Annotated in this window: 9 protein-coding genes; 5 read left to right on the forward strand and 4 right to left on the reverse strand. The window is 39.4% G+C overall.

From position 1 onward, the window contains the following. Positions 1-41 precede the first annotated feature (41 nt). Positions 42-9,119 (reverse strand): choice-of-anchor D domain-containing protein, encoded by a 9,078-nt coding sequence (locus R9C00_22000; protein WPO34377.1) that lies wholly within the window; start codon positions 9,117-9,119, stop codon positions 42-44. 695 nt (positions 9,120-9,814) lie between these two features. On the opposite strand from R9C00_22000, the gene R9C00_22005 reads away from it, so the two are divergent. Both R9C00_22005 and R9C00_22010 read left to right on the forward strand, forming a co-directional pair. Continuing rightward, entirely contained in the window at positions 9,815-11,092 is a 1,278-nt protein-coding gene (locus R9C00_22005; protein WPO34378.1) for a hypothetical protein, read from the forward strand. 55 nt (positions 11,093-11,147) lie between these two features. Continuing rightward, on the forward strand, positions 11,148-11,966 hold the full coding sequence (locus R9C00_22010; protein WPO34379.1) for an OmpA family protein: 819 nt from the start codon (positions 11,148-11,150) through the stop codon (positions 11,964-11,966). On the opposite strand, the gene R9C00_22015 is transcribed toward R9C00_22010, so the two are convergent. Next, positions 11,963-12,706, reverse strand: coding sequence for a hypothetical protein (locus tag R9C00_22015; GenBank protein WPO34380.1), 744 nt, complete (start codon positions 12,704-12,706; stop codon positions 11,963-11,965). The two genes, R9C00_22010 and R9C00_22015, sit on opposite strands and share 4 nt — an antisense overlap. Before the next feature lie 15 nt (positions 12,707-12,721). Further along, positions 12,722-13,153: a hypothetical protein gene (locus R9C00_22020; GenBank protein WPO34381.1), complete on the reverse strand. Its 432-nt coding sequence runs from the start codon at positions 13,151-13,153 to the stop codon at positions 12,722-12,724. A gap of 392 nt (positions 13,154-13,545) precedes the next feature. Between R9C00_22020 and R9C00_22025 the strand changes: the two genes are divergently transcribed. The 3 genes from R9C00_22025 to R9C00_22035 all read left to right on the forward strand — a co-directional run bounded on the left by R9C00_22025 (position 13,546) and on the right by R9C00_22035 (position 16,128). Then, the gene (locus tag R9C00_22025) at positions 13,546-14,058 is read left to right on the forward strand and encodes a hypothetical protein (protein WPO34382.1); all 513 of its coding nucleotides are present in this window, start codon (positions 13,546-13,548) and stop codon (positions 14,056-14,058) included. Positions 14,059-14,540: 482 nt separating this feature from the next. Further along, positions 14,541-14,969, forward strand: a complete 429-nt coding sequence (locus R9C00_22030; GenBank protein WPO34383.1) for a hypothetical protein — start codon at positions 14,541-14,543, stop codon at positions 14,967-14,969. Positions 14,970-15,726: 757 nt separating this feature from the next. Further along, complete coding sequence (locus R9C00_22035; protein WPO34384.1) at positions 15,727-16,128, forward strand: hypothetical protein; 402 nt, start codon at positions 15,727-15,729, stop codon at positions 16,126-16,128. Between the two features lie 138 nt (positions 16,129-16,266). Here the strand turns inward: R9C00_22035 and R9C00_22040 are convergent, their stop codons facing one another. Beyond that, positions 16,267-21,957 carry a fibronectin type III domain-containing protein gene (locus tag R9C00_22040; GenBank protein WPO34385.1) on the reverse strand — a complete coding sequence of 1,897 codons (5,691 nt, stop codon included), beginning with the start codon at positions 21,955-21,957 and terminating at the stop codon, positions 16,267-16,269. Positions 21,958-22,163: the final 206 nt, after the last annotated feature.

Below are 22,163 nucleotides of genomic sequence, written 5' to 3' on the forward strand. Positions count from 1 at the left end.
CTTAAGTTTGGAGTTTTTTTATGGTCAATGATTTCATCTCATCATTGCTTGACTTCTATAAAGCCTGTAAGAGGTCTTTCCCCATTGCCAAGCTCTATTACATAGAAATATGTTCCTTCTGGCACAGTACCACTCCCAAGTGATAGACTTCTATTCGATGAACCATCCCAGAGTACATCTTCGTTGTTATACCCTTCCATTTCAAATACTGTATCTCCCCAACGGTTAAATATTTTCACCTTATTGTAAGGAAAATATTCTATGCCTTCCACTATCCAAGTATCATTTATTCCATCTCCATTAGGAGAAAGACCTTTTTTGGTTACCAGAACTTCGCTCACTGGCACTTCTACAAATACAAAAATGGTATCTGTATCACATTTTCCTGTAAGGTCACAAACTTCATAGATCAAATAATCTTGACCTGTAAAGTCCACCCTTGAATCATAAATAACTATCCCTTCATCTTCAATCCTCACACTATTCCCACTCATTGGCTCCTCAATAATCCTTACCGAACTTGGGTCTAGGTCTCCATCAGGATCTATATCATTTTCAGTCACATCAATGAATAATGTGCCGCCTTTTATTACTGAAATAACATCCGAAACAGCTTGTGGAGGATTCGAAACTGTCACAAAAACAGAAGCAGTATCGCATAGCCCATCAGGGTTACAAATAGCGTATTCAAATACATCTGTTCCATCAAACGTGCTAATTGGAGTATAGACTATTTGCTTATAAGTATTGATACTCACACTTCCGTTTGCCGGATTTTTGGAGATGAATAAGCTCAGTCCCAAGCCATCGGGCTCAGTATCGTTTGCCAATACATCAATAATCACCGAGGACCCATAAGGAGTAACAGCTTCGTCATTTACCGCAGTAGGATAATTTACCCAAGCCAAGACTGTAATTTCTACAGATGCAGTATCACACAAACCTCCCGTATCACAAATCTGGTAAGATATTCTATCCAACCCAGCAAAATTATAATTCGGCATATAAACTATCTCTTGATCTGAATTTACCGAAGCACTACCATTTACTGGAGGTGAAATTATCAGCGTGGTCAGCCCTAAATTGCGAGTATCAATATCATTTGCCTGAACATCTAAAACCAACTCTGTATTTGCTCTCTCAGTAGCCTCGTCATTTACGGCTACAGGTCTGTCACTTGGATACAAGGTTATCACTATCAAACTAGTTGTATCACAGAAACCATATTGGTCACATATTGAATAGAACACCTGATCTGAACCGAAAAACCCATTTTCTGGTGCATAAATTATTTTATCCGTACCCAGCAAACCCGCAGTTCCATTTACAGGGTCGCCCACAATTTGAAGTGTAAGAGGGTCACCGTCAGGATCTGAATCATTTGCCATTACTTCCACTTCAACAGATCTATTCTGCACTACATAAGCAGTATCTATAACAGCTATTGGAGCTTTATTCACCAAGCTAACCGTCACAGTTACTCTCGCTGTATCCAACTCACCTGCGGCATCTACTATGGTATAATCAAAAGCATCTTCACCGTAAAAATCAATATTTGGAATATATTCAACACTTGATTGGGAAATCACTGAAACAACACCGTTAGATGGATTGGTTAAAATATTTGTAATAAACGATTCACCATCAGGATCGGTATCGTTGTCTTGTACATCAAGCTCTACAGATTGGTTCATAAGAGTAAAGCCTTCATCATCAACAGCAATTGGCTTACTATTTAGATTCACCACAGTGATAGCTACTGTTGCCGTATCACACAAACCATCAGGATCGCAAATTTGATAGGTAAGATTATCTTCACCACTGAAATCTTCATTTGGTGTATAAAGCAAACTATCTCCATTTGTTACAGATACTAATCCGTTTAGAGGTTTATAAATAATAGCCGTTGTCAATACTTGCCCATCGTCATCACTATCGTTTGCCTGAACATCTATGTAAGTCGGTGTTTCTTCATTGAGTGTGATGTAATCATTTTCAGCAACTGGCTTAGCTAGTGTTCCTACACCTTCTATTTGAAAAGTGAATGTCCCCTCATCTAAATCTGAATTTCCAATTATAATTTGAGCTACTCTCTGCCCAATTGCCGAAGGATTAAACTCTATTTGGAAAACAGTATTTGCCGAAGCCGCAAGTATGGTACTTCCAGGCTGCGTTACCACAGTAAAATCACCTTTGTTCAAACCATCGATCTCAATAATTGGTGCTGAAGTAAAAGACAATTCGCCATTACCTGTATTTTCAATAGTGAAAGAGTGAACTTTAGTTTCACCCGAAACTTTCATTTCACCAAAGCTTGTGTTGTCAGTAGTTGAAACTACCGTACTCCCATCTACTATTTCGACACCATTTCCAGAAACAGCTATTTCGGCATCTACACCTACTCCTTGGAGGGTAAATGAATAAGACGGTTCATTCAAATCATCACTTTCAATAGTAAGTACCACTTGTTTTATTCCTGCTGATTGTGGGTTAAAGACCACGCTGAACGGAGATATGCCCCCCACAGCAATTGCAGTTGCAGGAAATGTAGTAACAGAGAAATCAGCAATATCCCCTGAAAGACTTACCACGGGGCTTCCTGTTAAGTTCAGTTGTAAGTTTCCTGCATTGGTGATTTCAAAAGTCCTTTCTAAAGAGCCGATATCTACCAATATGTTTCCAAAATTAGTTAAGTCATTCACCGAAGGAGTGATGTCCCCATTTACTATTTCACGGCTGTTTCCTTCAACAACTATCTCAGGGGTCAAGCCATTTCCTTCTACTTTAAAAGTATAGGTGCCTTCATCTAAGTCATCGTTGATGATAGTGACTAGCGCTTCTCTTATTCCTACATCAGATGGGCTGAATTTCAATTTAAATGCGCTGTTTAAAGCCACCCCTATAGAAGTACTCGGCAATTCTACAACCTCAAAATCAGTTGCATTAGCCCCTGAAATAGCCACTAACGGGCTACCAGACAAATTCAAATCGGAAGTCCCACTGTTGGTAATTGTGTATTCATATGTGACCGTATCCACTCCAATAGAAAGAGAGCCAAAATCGGTATTGTTTGTGTTAGAAACAGTAGAGCTTCCATTTGAAATAGCTACTCCATTTCCAGAAACTTCTACTTCAGGGCTTACCCCTACTCCGCTAATAGCAAAATCGAATACCGTCTCATCCAAATCATTGTTATCGAAAGTTATAATCGCAGACCTACTCCCTAGGGCTTGAGGCGTAAAGCGAATCACGAAACTAGTGGTATCACCTACTGCTACAGGAGATACAGGTAATCTGACAATTGAAAAGTCACTACTTTCCGACCCTGAAATCTCAACCAATCCTGTTGAGGTCAAATCTAACGCTTCTGTTCCTGTATTGTAAATTACAAATGTTTGGTCTTGGTATTCCCTATCGAGAATTACCTCACCAAAACTCGTCCCATCGGCTACTTCCGGAGTATTGTCTCCATCTATAATCTCTATTCCCAAACCTCTTAAGCTTACTTCAGGACTCACCCCAGTTCCTTGAATGGCAAATGTATAATTACCTTCGTCCAAGTCATTGCTACTAACTTCTATTACTGCGGACTTCAATCCTAAGCTAGTGGGGCTGAAACTGACTTCTGTAATTACACTATCCCCTGGCATAAGGATGCTCTTAGGAAGCGCATTAATTGCAAATTCGCTGCTATGTGTTCCAGAAATGTTAGGAGCTTGTAAATCCAACAAGCTAGTACCATTATTTTTGATTACAAATTCTCTCCATACTGTTCCATCCGACACTAAGGCAACTTCAAAATCGGTACCATCTACGGTTGATGGAGTGATATCGCCAGATACAATTTCGTTTCCTTTTCCATAGACTGTGATTTCAGAACTAAGCGCTTCCCCTTGAATAGTAAAAGTATAAGGGCTGGCATCCCAGTCATCATTCGCAATTGTTATTGTCGCTGTTTTAGTACCTATACTGTTAGGCAAGAAAACTACCCTAAAACCGGTTTGGTCACCTGCTACTATAGCACTATCAGGCTCGGAGATAATATAGAATTCACTTGCATCTGCACCAGATATGGATACTTTCGGGTCACCTATCAACAGCAATTCACTTGTACCTGCATTCTTGATCGCAAAATAAGCATCTGCGCTATCTAACAAGACTACATCTCCAAAATCAGAGAAATCTATTTCTGCTGGTGTGATATCACCATTGGTAATAAAACTTCCATTACCATGCACTTCCATTACAGGTTTTACGCCAACACCTTCAATATTAAAAGTGAAGGGGTTTTCATCCAGATCATTCGTACTTATTTCTACTGTAGCTTCTCGTAAGCCTAATCCTCCTGGTAAAAACCTTAAGGTAAAACTCACACTATCATTCACGGCTACAGGTCCTACCGGCTGGGTAAGCACTGCCCAATCACTTGCATTTGTACCAGTAATATTAATAGCGGGTGTACCTGAAAGCACCAAGCCTGTTGTTCCATTATTTTTAATGGTATATGTATATTCTAGCGTATCTATCTGAACAACATTTCCATAATCAGTAAGATCAGCTATACTAGGCGTATTATCACCAGATTCAATATCCTTATTATTTCCTTCTACAACTATCTCGGGACTAATACTACCTCCTTCAATAGCAAAAATATAGGTACTTTCGTCTATATCATCACTTTCAATTCTTACTACAGCACTGAAAGCTCCTAGCGTCACTGGTTTATAGGTCAACTCAAATGTGGTGCTATCACCAGCGGCTATAGTGGTAGCTGGCAATTCAGTTACTTCCCACAAAGAGGCATCTCCTCCAAAAAGGCTTACCTCTGGTGTACCGGTCAAATTCAACGGACTTGTACCTGTGTTTTTAATTGTATATATAATGGATAAACTATCACTTGCCAGCACTAGCCCAAAATCAGTACTATCCGCCACACTTGCTGTAAAATCTCCGTTGACAATTACCGCATTATTACCCAAAATCTCAATTTCAGGACTGACGGCATTGCCTGTAATATCAAATTCATAAAACCCTTCGTCTGCATCGTTTGATTTAATAATTACTACAGCTTCCTGTTCTCCCAAAGCTATTGGATCAAACGTCACATCAAATTCTGCAAATGCTCCTCCTAACACAAATGATGATGATGGTTGAGTTATTTGGTATGAAGTTGCTCCTGTACCCAGAATACTAACAAAAGGAGTTCCTGTGAGCCATAGAGTATCATTTCCTGTATTGTGAATTTGGAAAGTGTGGGCAATAGTTCCAGTCCCAACAATCAAGTCTCCGTAGTCGGTAAAGTCGGCAACTTGAGGTGTTGTATCTTGATTGGCAATAGACAAGCTATTTCCCATTAAATCTATTTCTTGACCTATTCCTGTGCCTGTTACTGTAAAATTGTAAGTTCCTTCGTCTACATCGTTTGTAGATATTTGAAGTTCGGATGTAAGCGCTCCTAAATCGGTAGGATCAAACGTCAAAACCATTTCGATGGAATCTCCTGCCAATACATTCGCAGGAAGCGCAGAAGCAAAGTCTACTGAAAAAGATGAAGCATCTCCACCCACAAAACTGCCTGCTGTTATAATAAGAGTTGCATCGCCACTATTCTTTACAAAGAATGAATGCTGAACAGTATCGCCATAGACATTTACAGATTCGAAATCAGTACCATCTGCTACTTCAGGAGTATTATCCCCATCTACAATTTCTACCCCTTGCCTAACTACACTTACTTCGGAACCAACTCCAGTTCCTTGAATAGTAAAATTATACAGCGACTCGTCCAAATCATCGCTCAGTACTTCAATCACAGCTGATTTCACCCCTAAGGTAGTAGGGTTAAAACTTATTCTGAACACAGTGCTATCTCCAGCAGCAACTGGGTCGCCTGGCATAGTTTCTATGGAAAACTTAGCAGCATCTGCACCACTCAACGCCACTTTTGGAGTGCCTAAATCAAGCTGGCTCGAACCTTCATTTTTAATACTGAACTCTCTCCATTTATTTGCCGAAACATAAGTATTACCAAAATCTCTATTATCTGTAGTTAATGGAGTTACATCTCCATCAGTTATGGCATTTCCATTTCCATAAATTGCAATTTCAGGACTTTGCGCTACTCCCGTGATATCAAAAGTATAAGATGGAGTTACCAAATCGCTGTTGACTATGGTTACGGTAGCGTTTTTTGTACCGACCGAACTTGGCAAGAACACCAACCTAAAACTAGTTTGCCCTCCCTGAGCAGTTATGCTATCAGGCTCTTCCAACACATACCATTCGCTCGCATCGGCTCCTGAAAGGGTGACTTTTGGAACATTGGTAAGTTCCAATTGGCTTGTACCTGTGTTTTTGACTACAAATAGAGAAATCACACTATCCGTTAGTATCACACTTTCAAAATCTGTAAAATCGGCAGTTTCAGGAGTATTGTCACCATTGGCAATAGCATTCCCATTTCCTTCTACCTCTATTACAGGTTTTACAGCAGTACCTTGTATATCAAAGACATAAGGGGCTTCGTCTAGGTCATCATTGCCTATACTTACCGTAGCCTCTCGTAGCCCTAAAGCACTTGGTGAGAAACGAAGCGTGAAAGACACGTCTCCTGCCGCTGCCACGGTAGTAGTAGGCTGGGCAAGTACCGACCAATCTGCAGCATTTGTTCCAGAAATAGTTACAGGTGTTGCTGAAAGGTTCAGGGTAGAGCTTCCCGTGTTTTTGATGGTGAAAGTATAATCTTGGGTATCGGTAAGAATAACATTTCCGTAATCGGTAAAGTCGGCAGTGCTTGGTGTATTATCTCCCGAAGCTATTTCTGTACCGTTCCCTTCTACCGATATTTCGGGACTTTGTGCCTCGGCTGTTATATCAAACGTATAAGTTGGAGTAGATAAATCATTACTAGTGATACTAACAGTTGCATTTTTCACTCCTAAGGTAGTGCTTTGGAAAACCAGTTTAAAATCAGTTTGTCCACTTGCAGCGATAATACTATCAGGTTGATCTAGCACATACCAACTGCTGGCATCTGCTCCAGCAATGGAAACTTGAGGATAACTTGTTAGGTTCAATGCCCCAGTTCCCGTGTTTTTCAGAACATAGGTCATAATAACACTATCAGGCTTTATAACTAACCCATAGTCTGTAAAATCAGCTACAGCTGGTGTCACATCTCCAGAACCTATCAGTGTTCCATTTCCATGCACCTCAATTACCGAACTTACTCCTGTCCCTTGGATGGCAAAATCAAAGAGGGGCTCGTCAAGGTCATCACTCAACACTTCAACCACAGCAGACTTCAATCCCGTACCCGTAGGGTTAAAGCTCACCCTGAATACAGTGCTATCTCCAGCAACAACTGGGTCGCCAGGCATAGTTTCTATGGAAAACTCAGCGGCATCCGCACCACTCAAGGCTACTTTGGGAGCGCCTAAATTGAGCTGGCTCGTCCCTTCATTTTTAATACTGAACTCTCTCCACTTATTTTCAGAAACATAGGTATTTCCAAAATCACTATTGTCTGTACCCTGAGGAGTTACATCCCCATCGGCTATAGCATTTCCATTTCCATAAACTGCAATCTCGGGGCTTTGTGCTACCCCTGTAATGTCAAAAGCGTAAGATGGAGTCACCCAGTCGCTGTTTACTATAGTTACGGTAGCCGTTTTAGTTCCAATGGAAGTTGGAAGAAAAACCAACTTACACTCAGTTTGCCCACCTGCAGTAGTGATGCTATCAGGCTCTTCCAACACATACCATTCGCTGGCATCCGCACCTGAAAGGGTGATTTTTGGAACATTGGTAAGTTCCAATTGGCTTGTACCTGTGTTTTTAACAACAAACAAAGAAATCACACTATCCTCCAATACTACACTTTCAAAATCTGTAAAATCGGTAGCTTCAGGTGTATTGTCACCATTGGCAATAGCATTCCCATTTCCCTCTACCTCTATTACAGGTTTTACAGCAGCCCCTTGTATATCAAAGGTATAAGGGGCTTCGTCTAGGTCATCATTGCCTATACTTACTGTTGCCGCTCGTAACCCTAAAGCACTTGGCGAGAAACGGAGCGTGAAAGACACGTCTCCTGCCGCTGCCACGGTAGTAGCAGGCTGGGCAAGTACCGACCAATCTCCGGCATTTGTTCCAGAAATAGTTACAGGTGTTGCCGAAAGGTTCAGGGTAGAGCTTCCCGTGTTTTTGATGGTGAAAGAATAATCTTGGGTATCGGTAAGAATAATATTTCCGTAATCAGTAAAGTCGGCAGCGCTTGGTGTATTATCTCCCGAAGCTATTTCTGTACCGTTCCCTTCTACCGATATTTCGGGGCTAATCCCTTCTCCACTTATAGCAAAAGTAAATGTGGGATCAGTACCACTATCACTTATAATTTGGACAACAGAACTAAAATTACCAGCAACAGTTGGGCTAAACGATAAGTCAAAAGTTAAAGACCCTGAAGCTGGAACTACTAAAATACCAGGCAACGTTTCAGACCAAAGAGCTGCATCACCTGAAGTGGCTTGAATAGAAGAAATAGTAAGATCAGCCGTACCAGTGTTATTAACCGTAAATGGCAAAGTAGAAGCACCTCCAGCCAAGACCTGTCCAAAATCTGTATTATCCGTCACACTCGTTGTCAAATCCCCATTACTAATTGTATTTCCATTTCCTTCAAGTGAAATTTGGGGAGTTCCTCCTCCACCCACTGAAGTTTTAACTACATCAGGATCATAAGAATTTCGGCCTTCTGAGCCGCCCCTAGCAGGAGCAGCAACATTTAACGAAAATGAAGTTGCATCAAGATAAATAGTACCACCTGCTCCATCATTGCCTGTATCTGAAGCAGGGCTTCCGTTTGTTGTTATATTTTCTCCCCCACCTCCTATTATTTCTATTTCGGAAGCTTTACCAATCACAAATCCACCACCATCTTCAAACGTCTTTCCTTCCCCTTCATCTACCACATTTACAGCCGTTATGCAGATAACTTTTACATAGGCATTTACAAGTCCCTCAGCATAGGAAGCAGACACACTTGCAAAAAGGAAAAGTACACAAAAAGCTAAGTAAACTAGTGGCTTACCTTTGGTTTGAAAAATATTATTTCTCATTGATAACAGAGGACTGAACACCATCTTCGATATATTATTTCTGGCTGATTTATACATGTAATAAAACTGTTATAGCTCAAGCTATAACAAAAACTCGCTTACCTGTACAAACGTATAATTGCCGAATAACTTGCTATATATTACTTATGTAATATAAAAGAGGCTTGGCTAATGGTATAATTTATGTATAAAACACAAATGATTCTATTGTAGAATTAATTTCAAAATAATAGTTGGCACTAGAGTTAAAAGAACAAATATTTACCACATTCAAAATAAAGAAAAGAGATGAGCTTCATGTGAGGTTTTAAAACCAATTATCAACTCTAGCACCTTAACAATTGTAAACCATAGTATAAATCACAATTTCTTTCTAAGAAAAAATGCTTATCACCTGCCCCTAATATTTCACCACTTTTAGCATCTAAACTTCTCATAGATTTTGCTACTTATGCCCAACCCTTCCTATATATTTGCTTTTTTCATCAAAAAAATTAATTCTATTTTGAATTTTAATCTCAAGAATTATGATAATTGCCTTTTTTATTGTTAATTATCTCTTTATTTAGAAAGCCCTTAATACAAGTGGTAAAAACCCTAAACTTTTATATAACTCTAGAGACTTGCAAGCACCATTAGTGCTTATTGACTCTGTTATTCAATTTTAGAACCTAATAACTAAATTAATTCATACCATGCTCAACGAATTAGATCCAATTCTCATCCTTGAAGTTGTCATCGTCCTTATTATTATCATTTCCCAGGTCATTGTATTTTCTGGCAATAGGTTGACGATCAATAACCTAAAAAAAATATTCCCTGCCGGCCATTCTCTTGATATAGAACTACTGCCTCTAACTGGCAACGATACTGATGACGAGGCTGACGACAAGAAGGATAGCCCTACAAAAATGGCTTTGATCAAAAATGACAACCGTTTTAGCAAGCCCTTTCAAGAAATTGTAGAATCTAGTAACAATTACATTCTCAGAAATAAAGGAGGAGTAACCTTTGTAGGTCTAGAAAGCATTGCCGAAAGAAAAGGTGAGTCTATTGAAGGCTCGATAGAACAAGTTTTAGCGTTGCCTCTTTACTTAGGTCTGCTAGGTACCTTTACCGGTGTAATCATCGGTTTGGTAAAAATTGCTATCGTCGGCGTAAGCGACGTTGCTATCCAGTCTTTCATAGGTGGTGTATTAGTTGGTATGATTGCCAGTGCTTTTGGTCTTTACCTCACCGTAAGAAGCAACTCCGTTTTCAAAAATGCTAAGAAAAAAAGAGATGCCGATTTATATGATTTCTTGCAGTTCGTAAGAATGAACATCGTTCCTCGCACACCAAAATTAATGCCCGACGAGCTCAAAAAGCTTCAATACAACATTGCTTCGTTCACCGATGAGTTTGTGAATTACCAAAAACAACTCAACAACACGCTTTCTGATTCTCTAAGAAGATTTGAAGACCTCCAATCTGTCTTCAACAACATAAGAGGGCTCGAGCCCGACTTCGAAAACATGAAACATTTTCTCCAAAACAATTCAACGTTAATGGAGCGCCAAGTAACCAACCTAGAATTGGTAAACCAACGTACGGCAGATTTGGCTGGAGAGATAGACCATAGGATGCAAGCTGTAGACCAACGCATCAGATCACTTGAAACAGGTGATGCTACCACAGTTTCAGCACGGACTGGCAATGGAGAAATACTCGACCAATCAGAGCTTATCAGTCTCAACAAGGCTTTGCTAGACAAAATGGAAAGCTCTGAGAACAATAGCAGGCAAATGGCCACACATATTGGCAACCTTTATAGCTTTTTACAATCCGAACTTCCCAACAGCGGCTCGGGTGGCGGCCCTACTAGCTCTTTTGGATTTAAGTTCTTTACCTTGCTTGGCTCAGTCGCTTTCGCCTTGGGCATAGGCATAGGAATATGGTATATAGCCAATGAAATCGTCCCTCTTTATATGTAGAATGAGCTAATACTTCACAAAAGCTCAATTTTTCAACTCAATAAAGAAAATAAACATGAAACATAATTCAGGGAATTTCTTTTGGGCAAGTTATGCCGACCTGATGACCGCTCTTTTTATCATCACGCTCACACTTTTTGTATTGAGCTATAAGATGTTCAAAGACAAGCAAATCAGGATTAAGGCCATGCAAGAACAATTAGACCTTAAAAGCAAGCTAATGGCGGAGAAAGAGCAAGACTTAATAGAAATAGAAGGGTATCTTGTCTCTGAAAAATCGCTTGCCGACTCGCTCATCCAACAATTGGAGGCTGAAAAAGGAAGGCTTCTGGTGCTTGAACAAGAGTATAGAAAACTTAAAGAAATAGAAGAAGCAATATCCAAACTAGACAAGAAATACTTTGAATATCAGCCGAAATACAAGAGACATATTTTGAAGTCTGATGTTCAGTTCAAAACAGGTAGTGCCGCTATTGATGGCAAATATCACGAAATGCTGAAAAATGCAGGGCAAGAGCTCAAATCTCTTATAGATAGCTTAGAAGATAAGAGCATCAAGTATATGCTAGTAGTAGAAGGAAGTGCATCTAAAGACAACTATGCAAGAAACTACGAACTTAGCTACGCTCGTGCCCTCCAACTCTACAAACTTTGGGAAAGACAAGGCGTTGAATTTGATCAGGACCGTATCCAAGTCATTATATCTGGTAGCGGAACCAGCGGTATAGGTAGGGTAGTTGGTAACGAAAAGCTCAACCAACGTTTCTTGATTCAGATTATACCTAAAATTGGCACAATTGACTTGGCTGATATTGAAGAACTAAGAGAACTGAACAGACAAGTTCAGGAAGGAAGCGTTCCTCCTGAAAATTAAGTATTAGACTCAATTCCAAGTTCTATTGATAAAGCTTCCCTAGTTTCTGCAAAAGATTTTTGCCATACTGGGGAAGCTTTTATTTTCCACAAAGGCACGGGAATCAAGTTATTCGCCGCCAATCGCCTCATCAAAACTTTTTCATCGCCAGGCTCTCGAGAAAACATAAATGGATTTCGGTAATGCTGAGTTCTTAACCTCGAATACTTCTCATCATCTGCAGCTATCAATTCCAACAGCTCTTTCCCCCGGAAAATAAGCGACTCCAAAAACTTCATGGAAAAAGGGGTTATACATGCCCGGTTCGCTTCATCTTTTTTCACCCATTTTGCCCAGTCAAACCCATAGGTAAAATCATGTACGTAGCGAAACCTAATGGCTGAATTACAGCCAAAAAGCTCCAGCAACTGTATTGTTTTCCTACAAAATAGTTTTATATAGGAATACTGTTCCAAGCTATTTTCTTTAGCCAAAGCATGGTTCAACAAGCTCCCAAGCAGAAAGTCAAAGTCCCAAAATATATTTTCTGGAAAATTGACTATTTGAGCCTCTAAAACACCGTGAAATTCTTTTGCTATAAAACAAATAAGCTTCTCATCCTCGCTAATTTCCAGCAACACACTTCCCAATTGGTGAAAAGAAGTAATAAACTCTTTCTGAGGATCGAGTGATAAAAGTGGTTGGGAATTGTTAGTTTTCAAAAAATTGTCCAACTCTCGAAACATCTTTAATTCCGCCATATAAATAAACAGTAGTTAATCAATCACTTCAATTAATTTCGCTTTTTCAAGGCTGTATATTAAAGAGAAAAAATCTTGATCATTCAGTTTGAGCATTCCTCTCACTCTTACTTTTTTATCTACAATACTAATCTTCTTTTTAATATCTACTTGCATTACCGTCTCTGGCCCAGCTCCGCCACAAAAGAAACAACTAGCATAAGGCAAAGAGGACAGCACCACCAAATCACCTTCAACTTCAACGGGCAGTATGTAACCCTCTAGCTCAACCTCTTCTCCATCTAATGCTTTAATCTCATCACCAAAAATAGGCTTTTGTACTTCCATACCCATTGCAGGGTCATTTATCGATTCCCACCTCAATTTGGATAAAGTTTCCCACACATTGCTGTCTTGAACAACAGCTCCAGAAGTAATAAAGCAAAGTATTATCAACAATAATTTCATATACATATTTCTTTTTAGAACTTCAACTATAACAAATCCATCTCAACAACATCCAACAAAGCCATTAATAATGGAATAAATCTTTCCACGACCATGGCACTTCATGTAACTTTCCACTTCATATCACATTTTAGTTATCCCAACTTTACCATAATTTGGCTTTGGAATTGATGTTAGTAAAGTAATGACTGCATCATCCAACATTAGGTTAGCTTTTTCCTACACCTAATTTCTCCTGAATTTTTACAATTCCTACTTACTAGCAGTTATCAAGATTCCAGTTGAACTAACCTGATTTTTGGCAAAGGTCCATAGCATTTACTATTGTAATATTGAAAAATATCACATATAACAGTAGTTGGCTAACAAATAAACCGAAAAATAATAATAAAATGAACAAGCTACTTATAATATCCTTATTGACTTCCATAACTATATCATCGTATGGTCAAATTACCAGCAGCACTGGCAAGGCTGTAAAAACCCCAGTCCAAAAGAATTTTTTCCTCGGTTCTTTCAGCTTTATTCAGGTTGAAGAACAAAATGGAAAAAACATCGCTTCTTCTAAAGATGCTTATAAAAGAATGTCAGGTGAAGGGTTTAGAAACTACTATACATCTTATGCTATCTCTTCAACCAAGCCCCATAAATCGAACTTAAAAATGGCCATCTACCCAAATTATAAAAAAGGTAGCTTGGTAATACAAGGAAAGAAAAACAAACAGTTCATTGCTATTTCTGTAAAGGACAGCTTTGGAAAAATTGTTAATAACAAGTCTTTTTCTCAGGAAATATTTTCATTCGAGCAAGATCTTAATGCTATTAAAACAGATATCTTTTTCATAGAAGTTTCAGGAAAAGATGGCAATGAAATAAACACATATGTGATAGAGCCAGCTGAATAACTCTCAAAAAAATACTCTTTACTGTCAAAACTGACCACCAAAAAAGTCCTCTCAATGGTGGACTTTTTTGGTGGTTCATTATGATTATTGATCCTTTCAGAATAAATTTGCGCCAATAGCAGATATTCCAGTAGATTTTATATGTTTTTATGGCAAAACATCCTCTACTATCAACTGGTTAACAAGTGTTTAAACAATAACAAACAAATAAAGATTAGCATATAATTGACTTTTACTAATATTAAATATAACTTTATCACAACTTCTTAAGCAGAGCATAAAAAACCAACAACTTCAAATTACACTCATTAATATCAAAATTGCTTTCAAACACTACATTCGTAAGACGAACATACTTAATAATATCCAGTTGGAGACTAGCGTTATGAGACTGTATTACTAAACGAAACACGAACATACGCTTAACAATTAATCCTACTATAATTTCTTATGAAGAAAGTGTTAACAAAATTATTTTTTAAATGGTAAGTTTTAAGTTAAATGTTTTAGCGTTAGCTACATTATTGATAGTCAGCGTTGGTTTTTCTTCTTATAGTTATCGAAGGGATAAAAAAGTTAATAAGCTTAGCACCTTTATCAAAAATACTTCTTGGCAGCTTAAAGGCTCTGAGTGGAATGAAAATAAGGCTAAGCTCGATTTGTCTTCTTATTCAATAGAGTTCAAGAACAAGAGTACATATAGAAGAAAAGATCTTTTTGCAAAGGTTCATGTTGGAAACTGGAAACTAAAAGAAATCGATAGAGAAAACTTCATTGTATTAGATGAAGGAACACCAGTAGAAGAGACGTATAAAGTAGTTGAATTTGATACCAAAGACAACTCTTTACGATTGGAAAGAATCAATTCCTCATCAGGATTCTCCAATGTCATCTACGAATTTGGGAGGTAAAAAGTAGAAAAAATATACAAAGACCGCAGTTGCGGTCTTTTTTTTACCCAAATCTTACATCGGTTCTAGTCTATTTTTAAGCAATAAGCATTGAAAGTCTTGGTTTAGCAAAATTCTTATTTTGTAAACACTCTCTTATTCTTGCCTACCCTATTCTTTCCTTCATCCAGATCTCTTCCAATAACTTCATAGTTTAGACACCCCTACTACAAGCTCTATCCCAAAACCAATCTGATTACCTCTTAATTGTAATTATTTCAACTCCATCCAAGCCAGAACGTTGTAGCCCAATAAAATATATCAAAGATTTTACTTTGTTATTCATACGTCACCCCTATACCGTTATCCCTAAACTTTATAACTAAGAAGGAAAGACGTCACAAATTACCTAAGGGGGCAAACGATTTATCTAAAAGGCTTAATCACATTTGAAATAAAATTGTTTTCTATGTTGAAAAATAGGGGTTTTGCAATTATAAATAATGAACTTATACAGTTTAACACCTTTTAAAGTATTATTGGCTAAATATTAAAATCAGCTCTTGGTCAATGAACCTTAAAAGGAGAAATCATTGTTTACTTTATAAGCAGTACCTCTGTGAAGCAACAATTATTAACTCTTTTTCCTAACTAAAAATAGGCTATGAGTAACTTCTAGTCTCAGAATTCATTTCCCTATACCCACTAAATAATAGTTTATACTCTAGCATTTGAATATATAATTATTGAGTTAAGTTTCAATTAACCATAAACAATCATGGAAAAAGTTATTGCTATCAACGAGTTTTACTCATTAGCTGTCGATTTAGAAAAACAACGGCTTTATGTAGAACTGAAAGGTCAATGGATGAACCTAAAGCTACTAAATAGTTTTATGTCAGATGCTAAAGAGAGTGCTATTCATTTTTTTGATACTTATAGCTGCATTACAGATCTAACCGGTCTGATGCCATTCAACGAACGGCAAGCCAAACCTATCGCAATTTCCATTGTAGGCTTTCTTACAAGTAATAGTATGAGGAATAGTGCTCAAATTCTTCCCGAAAGCCATGAAGCAAGTCAACAAGTAATTTCATTGGTACGTCAAACAGGAAAAGTACTTACTGTATTTGGAGATAAACTAACGGCCGAAATGTACCTTGACTCTCATGCTTCTTGAGTATAAATAAGGTTTTACCGAAATTTCTCACTAAATTCCTTATAAATACAAAGGTCTTGAACTTTATTATCAGAATAGTATATACTAAAAAAAGCCACAGCACAAAGTACTGCGGCTTTCTAATGATATATATGAATTTTACTGTCTAAGTATTTTCTTCGTCCAAGTCTTGTTCTTACTTGCGATCTTGAGTAAGTAAACCCCACTAGGAACTCTAGCTAAATCAAGCTTTATATTAATCCCAGATATTGTTATATCATTTATGTAGAGCTTTCCATGGTAGTCAAATATACTCACTGACACCTCCCCTAGCCCAGCTGGTATCTCAATATTCAAATCGCCCTGAGAAGGATTAGGATAGATAAAGAAATGATCGATACTGATATTATCTTCTAACTGCCCAGTGAATAATTGGTCACCAGCTGCTGTCCTTGCAGAAGCTCCATCTAAACTCCACACCTCAATACCACTGATAGCAGCCTGATCTCCAATTGTTTCTATGCTAATTTCTCCATCACTCACTTCTACTTGATACGGACCTAATTTCATCCATTCAGAAGAATTTAGACCAAAGCCACTTTCCACCACATTTCCGTTTATGCTGATATCATAGGATTTATTATTTTCCCACTCCATCATCCATAAATACACGTCATAGCTGCCATCAGGTACATTTGTCAAATCTACTCCTGTTCCACCTCCACTTTTAATCAAAGTTTTACCCAACATGGTGTTTTTATTAGCATCTGTAGGAGCATCTACCAAAGGAATCCACCCCATATTGAACGAGCCTCCTCGAACAGTCATGTTCCCAGTCCATCCAGGCTCCCAATCATTTCCATCGATGGTAATATTATTTCCAGCAAAATTAATTGCACGGTAGAAAACTGGATCAAGCCCTACCACAGGTGGAATATACTCCCAAACAGCCTCGTTGCTGTAACCTGATTCCCCGTCGGCGTTCCATGCTTTTATCCTATAAGAATAATCTTGGGTCGTATCGGGAAGCGCAAATGCGTAAAGTTCCAAGTCGGAAGAAATGCTGTCCAGCCAACTGAAAGAGCCTTCCCCCTCCGATTTTTGCTCGATAATGAAACCTGATTCGTTGTCAGAGTTATCTGACCAAGATAGCTCGAAATTGCCGCCGTTTACCGCAAGCACCAAGTTTGATGGAGCGGATGGCGGATTCGGTAACGGAGCTACATACTCCCAAACTGCCTCGTTGCTATAAGCCGATTCCCCGTCGGAGTTCCATGCTTTCACTCGGTAAGAATAATCTTGGGTCGTATCGGGTAGCGCAAATGTGTATAGCTCCAAGTCGGAAGAAATACTGTCCAACCAACTAAAAGAGCCCTTGCCCTCCACTTTTTGCCCTATCACGAAACCTGATTCGTTGTCAGAGTTATCTGACCAAGATAGCTCGAAATTGCCGCCGTTTACCGCGAGCACCAAGTTTGATGGAGCGGATGGCGGGTTCGGCAACGGTGCCACATACTCCCAAACTGCCTCGTTGCTGTAACCTGATTCCCCGTCGGCGTTCCATGCCTTTATCCTATAAGAATAATCTTGCGTAGTATCGGGAAGTGTGAATACATAAAGTTCCAAGTCGGAAGAAATGCTGTCCAGCCAACTGAAAGAGCCTTCTCCCTCCGCTTTTTGCTCTATCACGAAACCTGATTCGTTATCTGAATTGTCAGACCAAGATAGCTCGAAGTTCGAACCGTTTACCGCAAGCAACAAGTTTGTTGGAGCAGATGGTGGGTCAAGTGGAGGCGTTGCGTTCAATAGCGGAACTAAAGTTTCAAACCATTTTCGCCCCATTTTAATCTCGCCCCAAGGAGTTGGATGAACTCCATCGTAAGTATCTTGTGCTGCATCAAACCCTGTGGCTTGATCTACCAAAATAACTGGAGAGTTTGCCGTACTTTTTGTTGCTGGTATTCCCGCAACAGCATTGTTGAACGGCGTAAAATCCGTTCCCCAAGTATTTGGGATAATTTGAGCAAGCAGTATTACAACATTTGGATTATCCGCCCTCAATACATCAATTATTTGTTCCAATTCCAAAATAGTAGAAGCCACATCTTGCCCCTGCAAAATATCATTTGTACCTAAATGAATAAGTGCAATATCTGCATCATAGCCGTTGAGCCAAGTAGGCAAGTTTGCCAAAATCTCATCGGCTCTCCAGCCCCAGTGTCCTTCATGGTCTTTATCGAAATTCAGATTCGGATACGAAGTATTCCCCCCATTGTTGGAAGTTTCCGAACCAACAAAATCAACATTTGCACCAATCGAATCTAATAATTCCCAAAGCTCGTAGCGGTAGCTGTACCTTTCTGAAGCTCCTTGAGTAATAGAATTGCCTATGGTCACAATACTCGCCCCGTCGAAGGTAGGAATAGAAATATGCTCCCACTCCGCTATATTTGAATATTCAGAAGTATCAGCTCCTTCATAAGCTCTTATTCGGAAATAATGTTTCTGAACCGTATCTGGAGTTGCGGTAGTATACTCAGTTAAGTCTTTCGAAATATTTGCCAAAAATGTAAAACCCAAGTCAATTTCGGCTTTATATTCCATCACAAACCCATCAATGTCAATATCGTTGTTTTGCCAAGACAGTTGAAGTATTCCAGCCGATTCTGACACCATCAGGCTACTAGGAGCTGCTGGAGGAGACGCTGGTTCTGGCAACGTGGAAACCTGTAATGTGGCACTCGCAATTGATATATTTCCAGCAATATCTTCTGCTTTTACCATAAAATCATACTCTGTATCAGCCGAAAGGCTGGTCACATCAAAACTGGTATCAGAAAGAATACTTCCGTTCAATTGGTTTCCATCTTCAAATACGTAATAGCCAGCTACACCAGAATCATCATCGGTAGAAGAAAGCCAAGTCAGTTTCAAACTTGTTTGTGTGATTTCCGAAGCTATCAAACCTGTTGGTACAGAAGGAGGTGTCGTATCTGATGAACCGGCAGCTGCGCCTTCCCACACTTCTACCCCGCTCAAAGCTGCTTGGTCGCCGACGGTTTCTATGCTAATTGTCCCATCCGTCACTTCTACTTCGTATGGACCAATTTTCGTCCATGCGGTAGAGGCTAAGCCAAAACCACTTTCAACAGTAACCCCATTGACCAAAATATCATAAGACTTATTATTTTCCCATTCCATAATCCAGAGATAAATCTGGTACGTTCCGTTTGGCACATCCAACAAATCTACTCCTGTTCCCCCACCATTTTTGATGAGCGTTTTACCCAACATTTCAACCTTATTTGCATCAGCGGGAGCATCTAAAAGAGGAATCCAGCCCATATTAAATGCATCACCTCTGGTAGTCATATTGCCAGCCCAATTAGGCTCCCAATCATTTCCTTCAATAGTAATGTTATTCCCACCAAGGTTGATGGCTCGGTAAAAAGTCATTTCACCAACTGGAGGCGTAGGCGGAATATAGTCCCAAGTGGCAGTATTGCTCAAGGCAGACTCTCCACCCTCATTCCATGCCTTTAGGCGGTAAGAATAATCTTTTGTAGTATCTGGAAGAGGAAAGGAATACACTTCCACATCGGCTGAAATACTATCTAACCAAGAAAAGTTGACTTCACCCTCTGCTTTTTGTTGCAAAACAAAACCTTCTTCATCAGAAGCATTGTCCACCCAAGTGAGTTCGAAATCCCCTCCATTTATTGATAATACCAAGTTTGTAGGAGCTGCAGGCGGGTCAGGAAGTACCTCTACATATTCCCAAGTAGCTACATTGCTAAACTCAGAAGCTCCATACATATTCCAAGCTTTTATACGATAACTATGATTGAGCAACGTATCGGGCATCGGGTAAGAATAAGCAGCTAGCTCCGCATCTATACTATCTAAGAAAGAATAGCTTCCATTACCTACTTTATGTTCAATCACAAACCCCTCTTCATCATCCGAAGTATCGTTCCAAGTGAGTTGGAATTCTGAACTTACCAAAGTCAATATTAAGTTGCTTGGGGCATCGGGAGCGCCAGGAGGTTCAGGCAGGGTAGAAACCTCTAATACTTCACTTTCATCAGAAGAATTTCCAGCTGCATCTTTCGCTATCACAGTAAACTCATACGCTGTTTCAGCTAATAAACCAGTCACCTCAAAACTCGTATCAGCAACTTGTTCGGTATTCAATTTTGTATTTCCTTGGAAAACATCATAACCCACCACACCAACTTCGTCTGTAGCTGGATACCAGTTCAAAGTCAAGCTAGTCTGAGAAATTCCATAAGCCATCAGGTTGGTAGGTACTGAAGGAGGCGTGGTATCTGGAGGACCTTGCGAACCTTCCCACACTTCAAAGCCACTCAATGCCGCTTGGTCACCCACGGTTTCTACACTAATTGTTCCATCCGTAACCTCTACTTCGTAAGGACCAATTTTTTCCCACTCAGTAGAAGCCAACCCAAAACTGCTTTCTACAGTAGCTCCATTGATCAAAATATCGTATGATTTGTTGTTTTCCCACTCCATTATCCAGAGATACACTTGATACGTTCCATTGGGAATATCCAACATATCCACACCAGTTCCTCCTCCACTTTTGATAAGTGTTTTACCCAACATCTCCACTTTGTCAGCATCAGAGGGAGCATCTACAAGGGGAATCCAGCCCATATTGAGAGAGTTTCCTCGGACAGTCAAATTTCCAGCCCAACTAGGTTCCCAATCATTTCCTTCAATAGTAATGTTATTCCCACCAAGGTTGATGGCTCGGTAAAAAGTAAATGCCCCTGCTGGCGGAGGCGGTGGAGTATACGTCCATTCGGCAATATTACTTGGAGCCGATATACCCGCTATATTTTTCGCTTTTACCCTGTACTGATGGTCGATTAAAGTATCTGGGATAGGAAAAGAATAAGTTGTAATATCAGCACTTGCCGTATCCAACTGACTGAACTCAGCATCTCCATCTGCTTTGTGCTCGATCACAAAATAATCTTCGTTGTTCGAATTATCTGTCCAGTCAAGTTCAAAGTTACCTCCTACTAAGCTAAGTGCCAAATTAGTCGGCTTAGCGGGTGTGGTAACAATTGGACTGCCATCTAGCAAAGGCTGCAACATGCCATACCAAACATGAGCCATCTTCACATAACCATTATCGTTGGGGTGAAGGTTGTCATGAAAATCTCCATCATTATAAGGAGCAGAGTCATCTACTTGGTAAACCAAGCCAGCACCAACTTCCATATCAACAACTACTATTTTATCGCCATCGTTGTTGATCCTATCTTGCGCCATCAACTCCACTTCGGCATTGAAATTCGTTACATCTGCCGCATTATTTGGAGCTACATTGATAATCTTCGCCAAAAGCACTGTGATTTCCACACCATTATCCGTCTCGTACCTATCAACTTCATCGAGCAAATCCGCAACTTTTTGTGCCCTAGAAGCAGGAGTTCCAACACCTAAGTCGTTAGTACCAATATGCAGCATGATGTATTGCGCAGGATTAGCAGTCAATAAATTATAAACCCTATCCTTTATAAAATCAATACTCATCCCAGGATAGCCCTCATTATCTATGTCAAATACATTTGGATCTCCCGCTTGCTGGCTCCCTACAAAATCGAAGGCGTAGCCATTGAGCGTAAGAAGGCTATCTAAAGGTCTTCTGTAGCCTTTCCTCTCTATAAGAGGAGTATTATTTAAGTTATGATAAGTGTTGTTATCGAAAGTAATCGAATTACCTAAGGGCATGATTCGAACTTGTGCTTGGAGCGAAGCCGAAAGGTTAAAAAATAAAATCGCACCCAAGCAAAGGCGGATAAGCAATGAATTTCTCATCTGTTTATAGTTTCTGTGAATTTTATCTTTGGCAAATACAGTTAGCTGCATCTACCTATTACATTTAAAATCAGTTAGTAAACCTCTTATTAAGAAGTTGGAGCTATTTAGAAGGAACTGAATCCTGCTTCCTAATTTTCTTTGATAGTAATTAGTAAATTTTATTTGTTGATTAATGGAGTTGGCAAGTGGTTGGGTCTTGCCTT

The sequence above is a fragment of the Flammeovirgaceae bacterium SG7u.111 genome (assembly GCA_034044135.1).
In the GTDB taxonomy this organism is placed as follows: Bacteria; Bacteroidota; Bacteroidia; order Cytophagales; family Flammeovirgaceae.

What these genes read in the sequence shown, in the direction of transcription:
- R9C00_22030 (WPO34383.1), top strand. Translation starts at nt 14,541, where the DNA reads ATGGTAAGTTTTAAGTTAAATGTTTTAGCGTTAGCTACATTATTGATA.
- R9C00_22020 (WPO34381.1), bottom strand. Translation starts at nt 13,153, where the DNA reads ATGAAATTATTGTTGATAATACTTTGCTTTATTACTTCTGGAGCTGTT.
- R9C00_22000 (WPO34377.1), bottom strand. Translation starts at nt 9,119, where the DNA reads ATGAGAAATAATATTTTTCAAACCAAAGGTAAGCCACTAGTTTACTTA.
- R9C00_22015 (WPO34380.1), bottom strand. Translation starts at nt 12,706, where the DNA reads ATGGCGGAATTAAAGATGTTTCGAGAGTTGGACAATTTTTTGAAAACT.
- R9C00_22040 (WPO34385.1), bottom strand. Translation starts at nt 21,957, where the DNA reads ATGAGAAATTCATTGCTTATCCGCCTTTGCTTGGGTGCGATTTTATTT.
- R9C00_22005 (WPO34378.1), top strand. Translation starts at nt 9,815, where the DNA reads ATGCTCAACGAATTAGATCCAATTCTCATCCTTGAAGTTGTCATCGTC.
- R9C00_22010 (WPO34379.1), top strand. Translation starts at nt 11,148, where the DNA reads ATGAAACATAATTCAGGGAATTTCTTTTGGGCAAGTTATGCCGACCTG.
- R9C00_22035 (WPO34384.1), top strand. Translation starts at nt 15,727, where the DNA reads ATGGAAAAAGTTATTGCTATCAACGAGTTTTACTCATTAGCTGTCGAT.
- R9C00_22025 (WPO34382.1), top strand. Translation starts at nt 13,546, where the DNA reads ATGAACAAGCTACTTATAATATCCTTATTGACTTCCATAACTATATCA.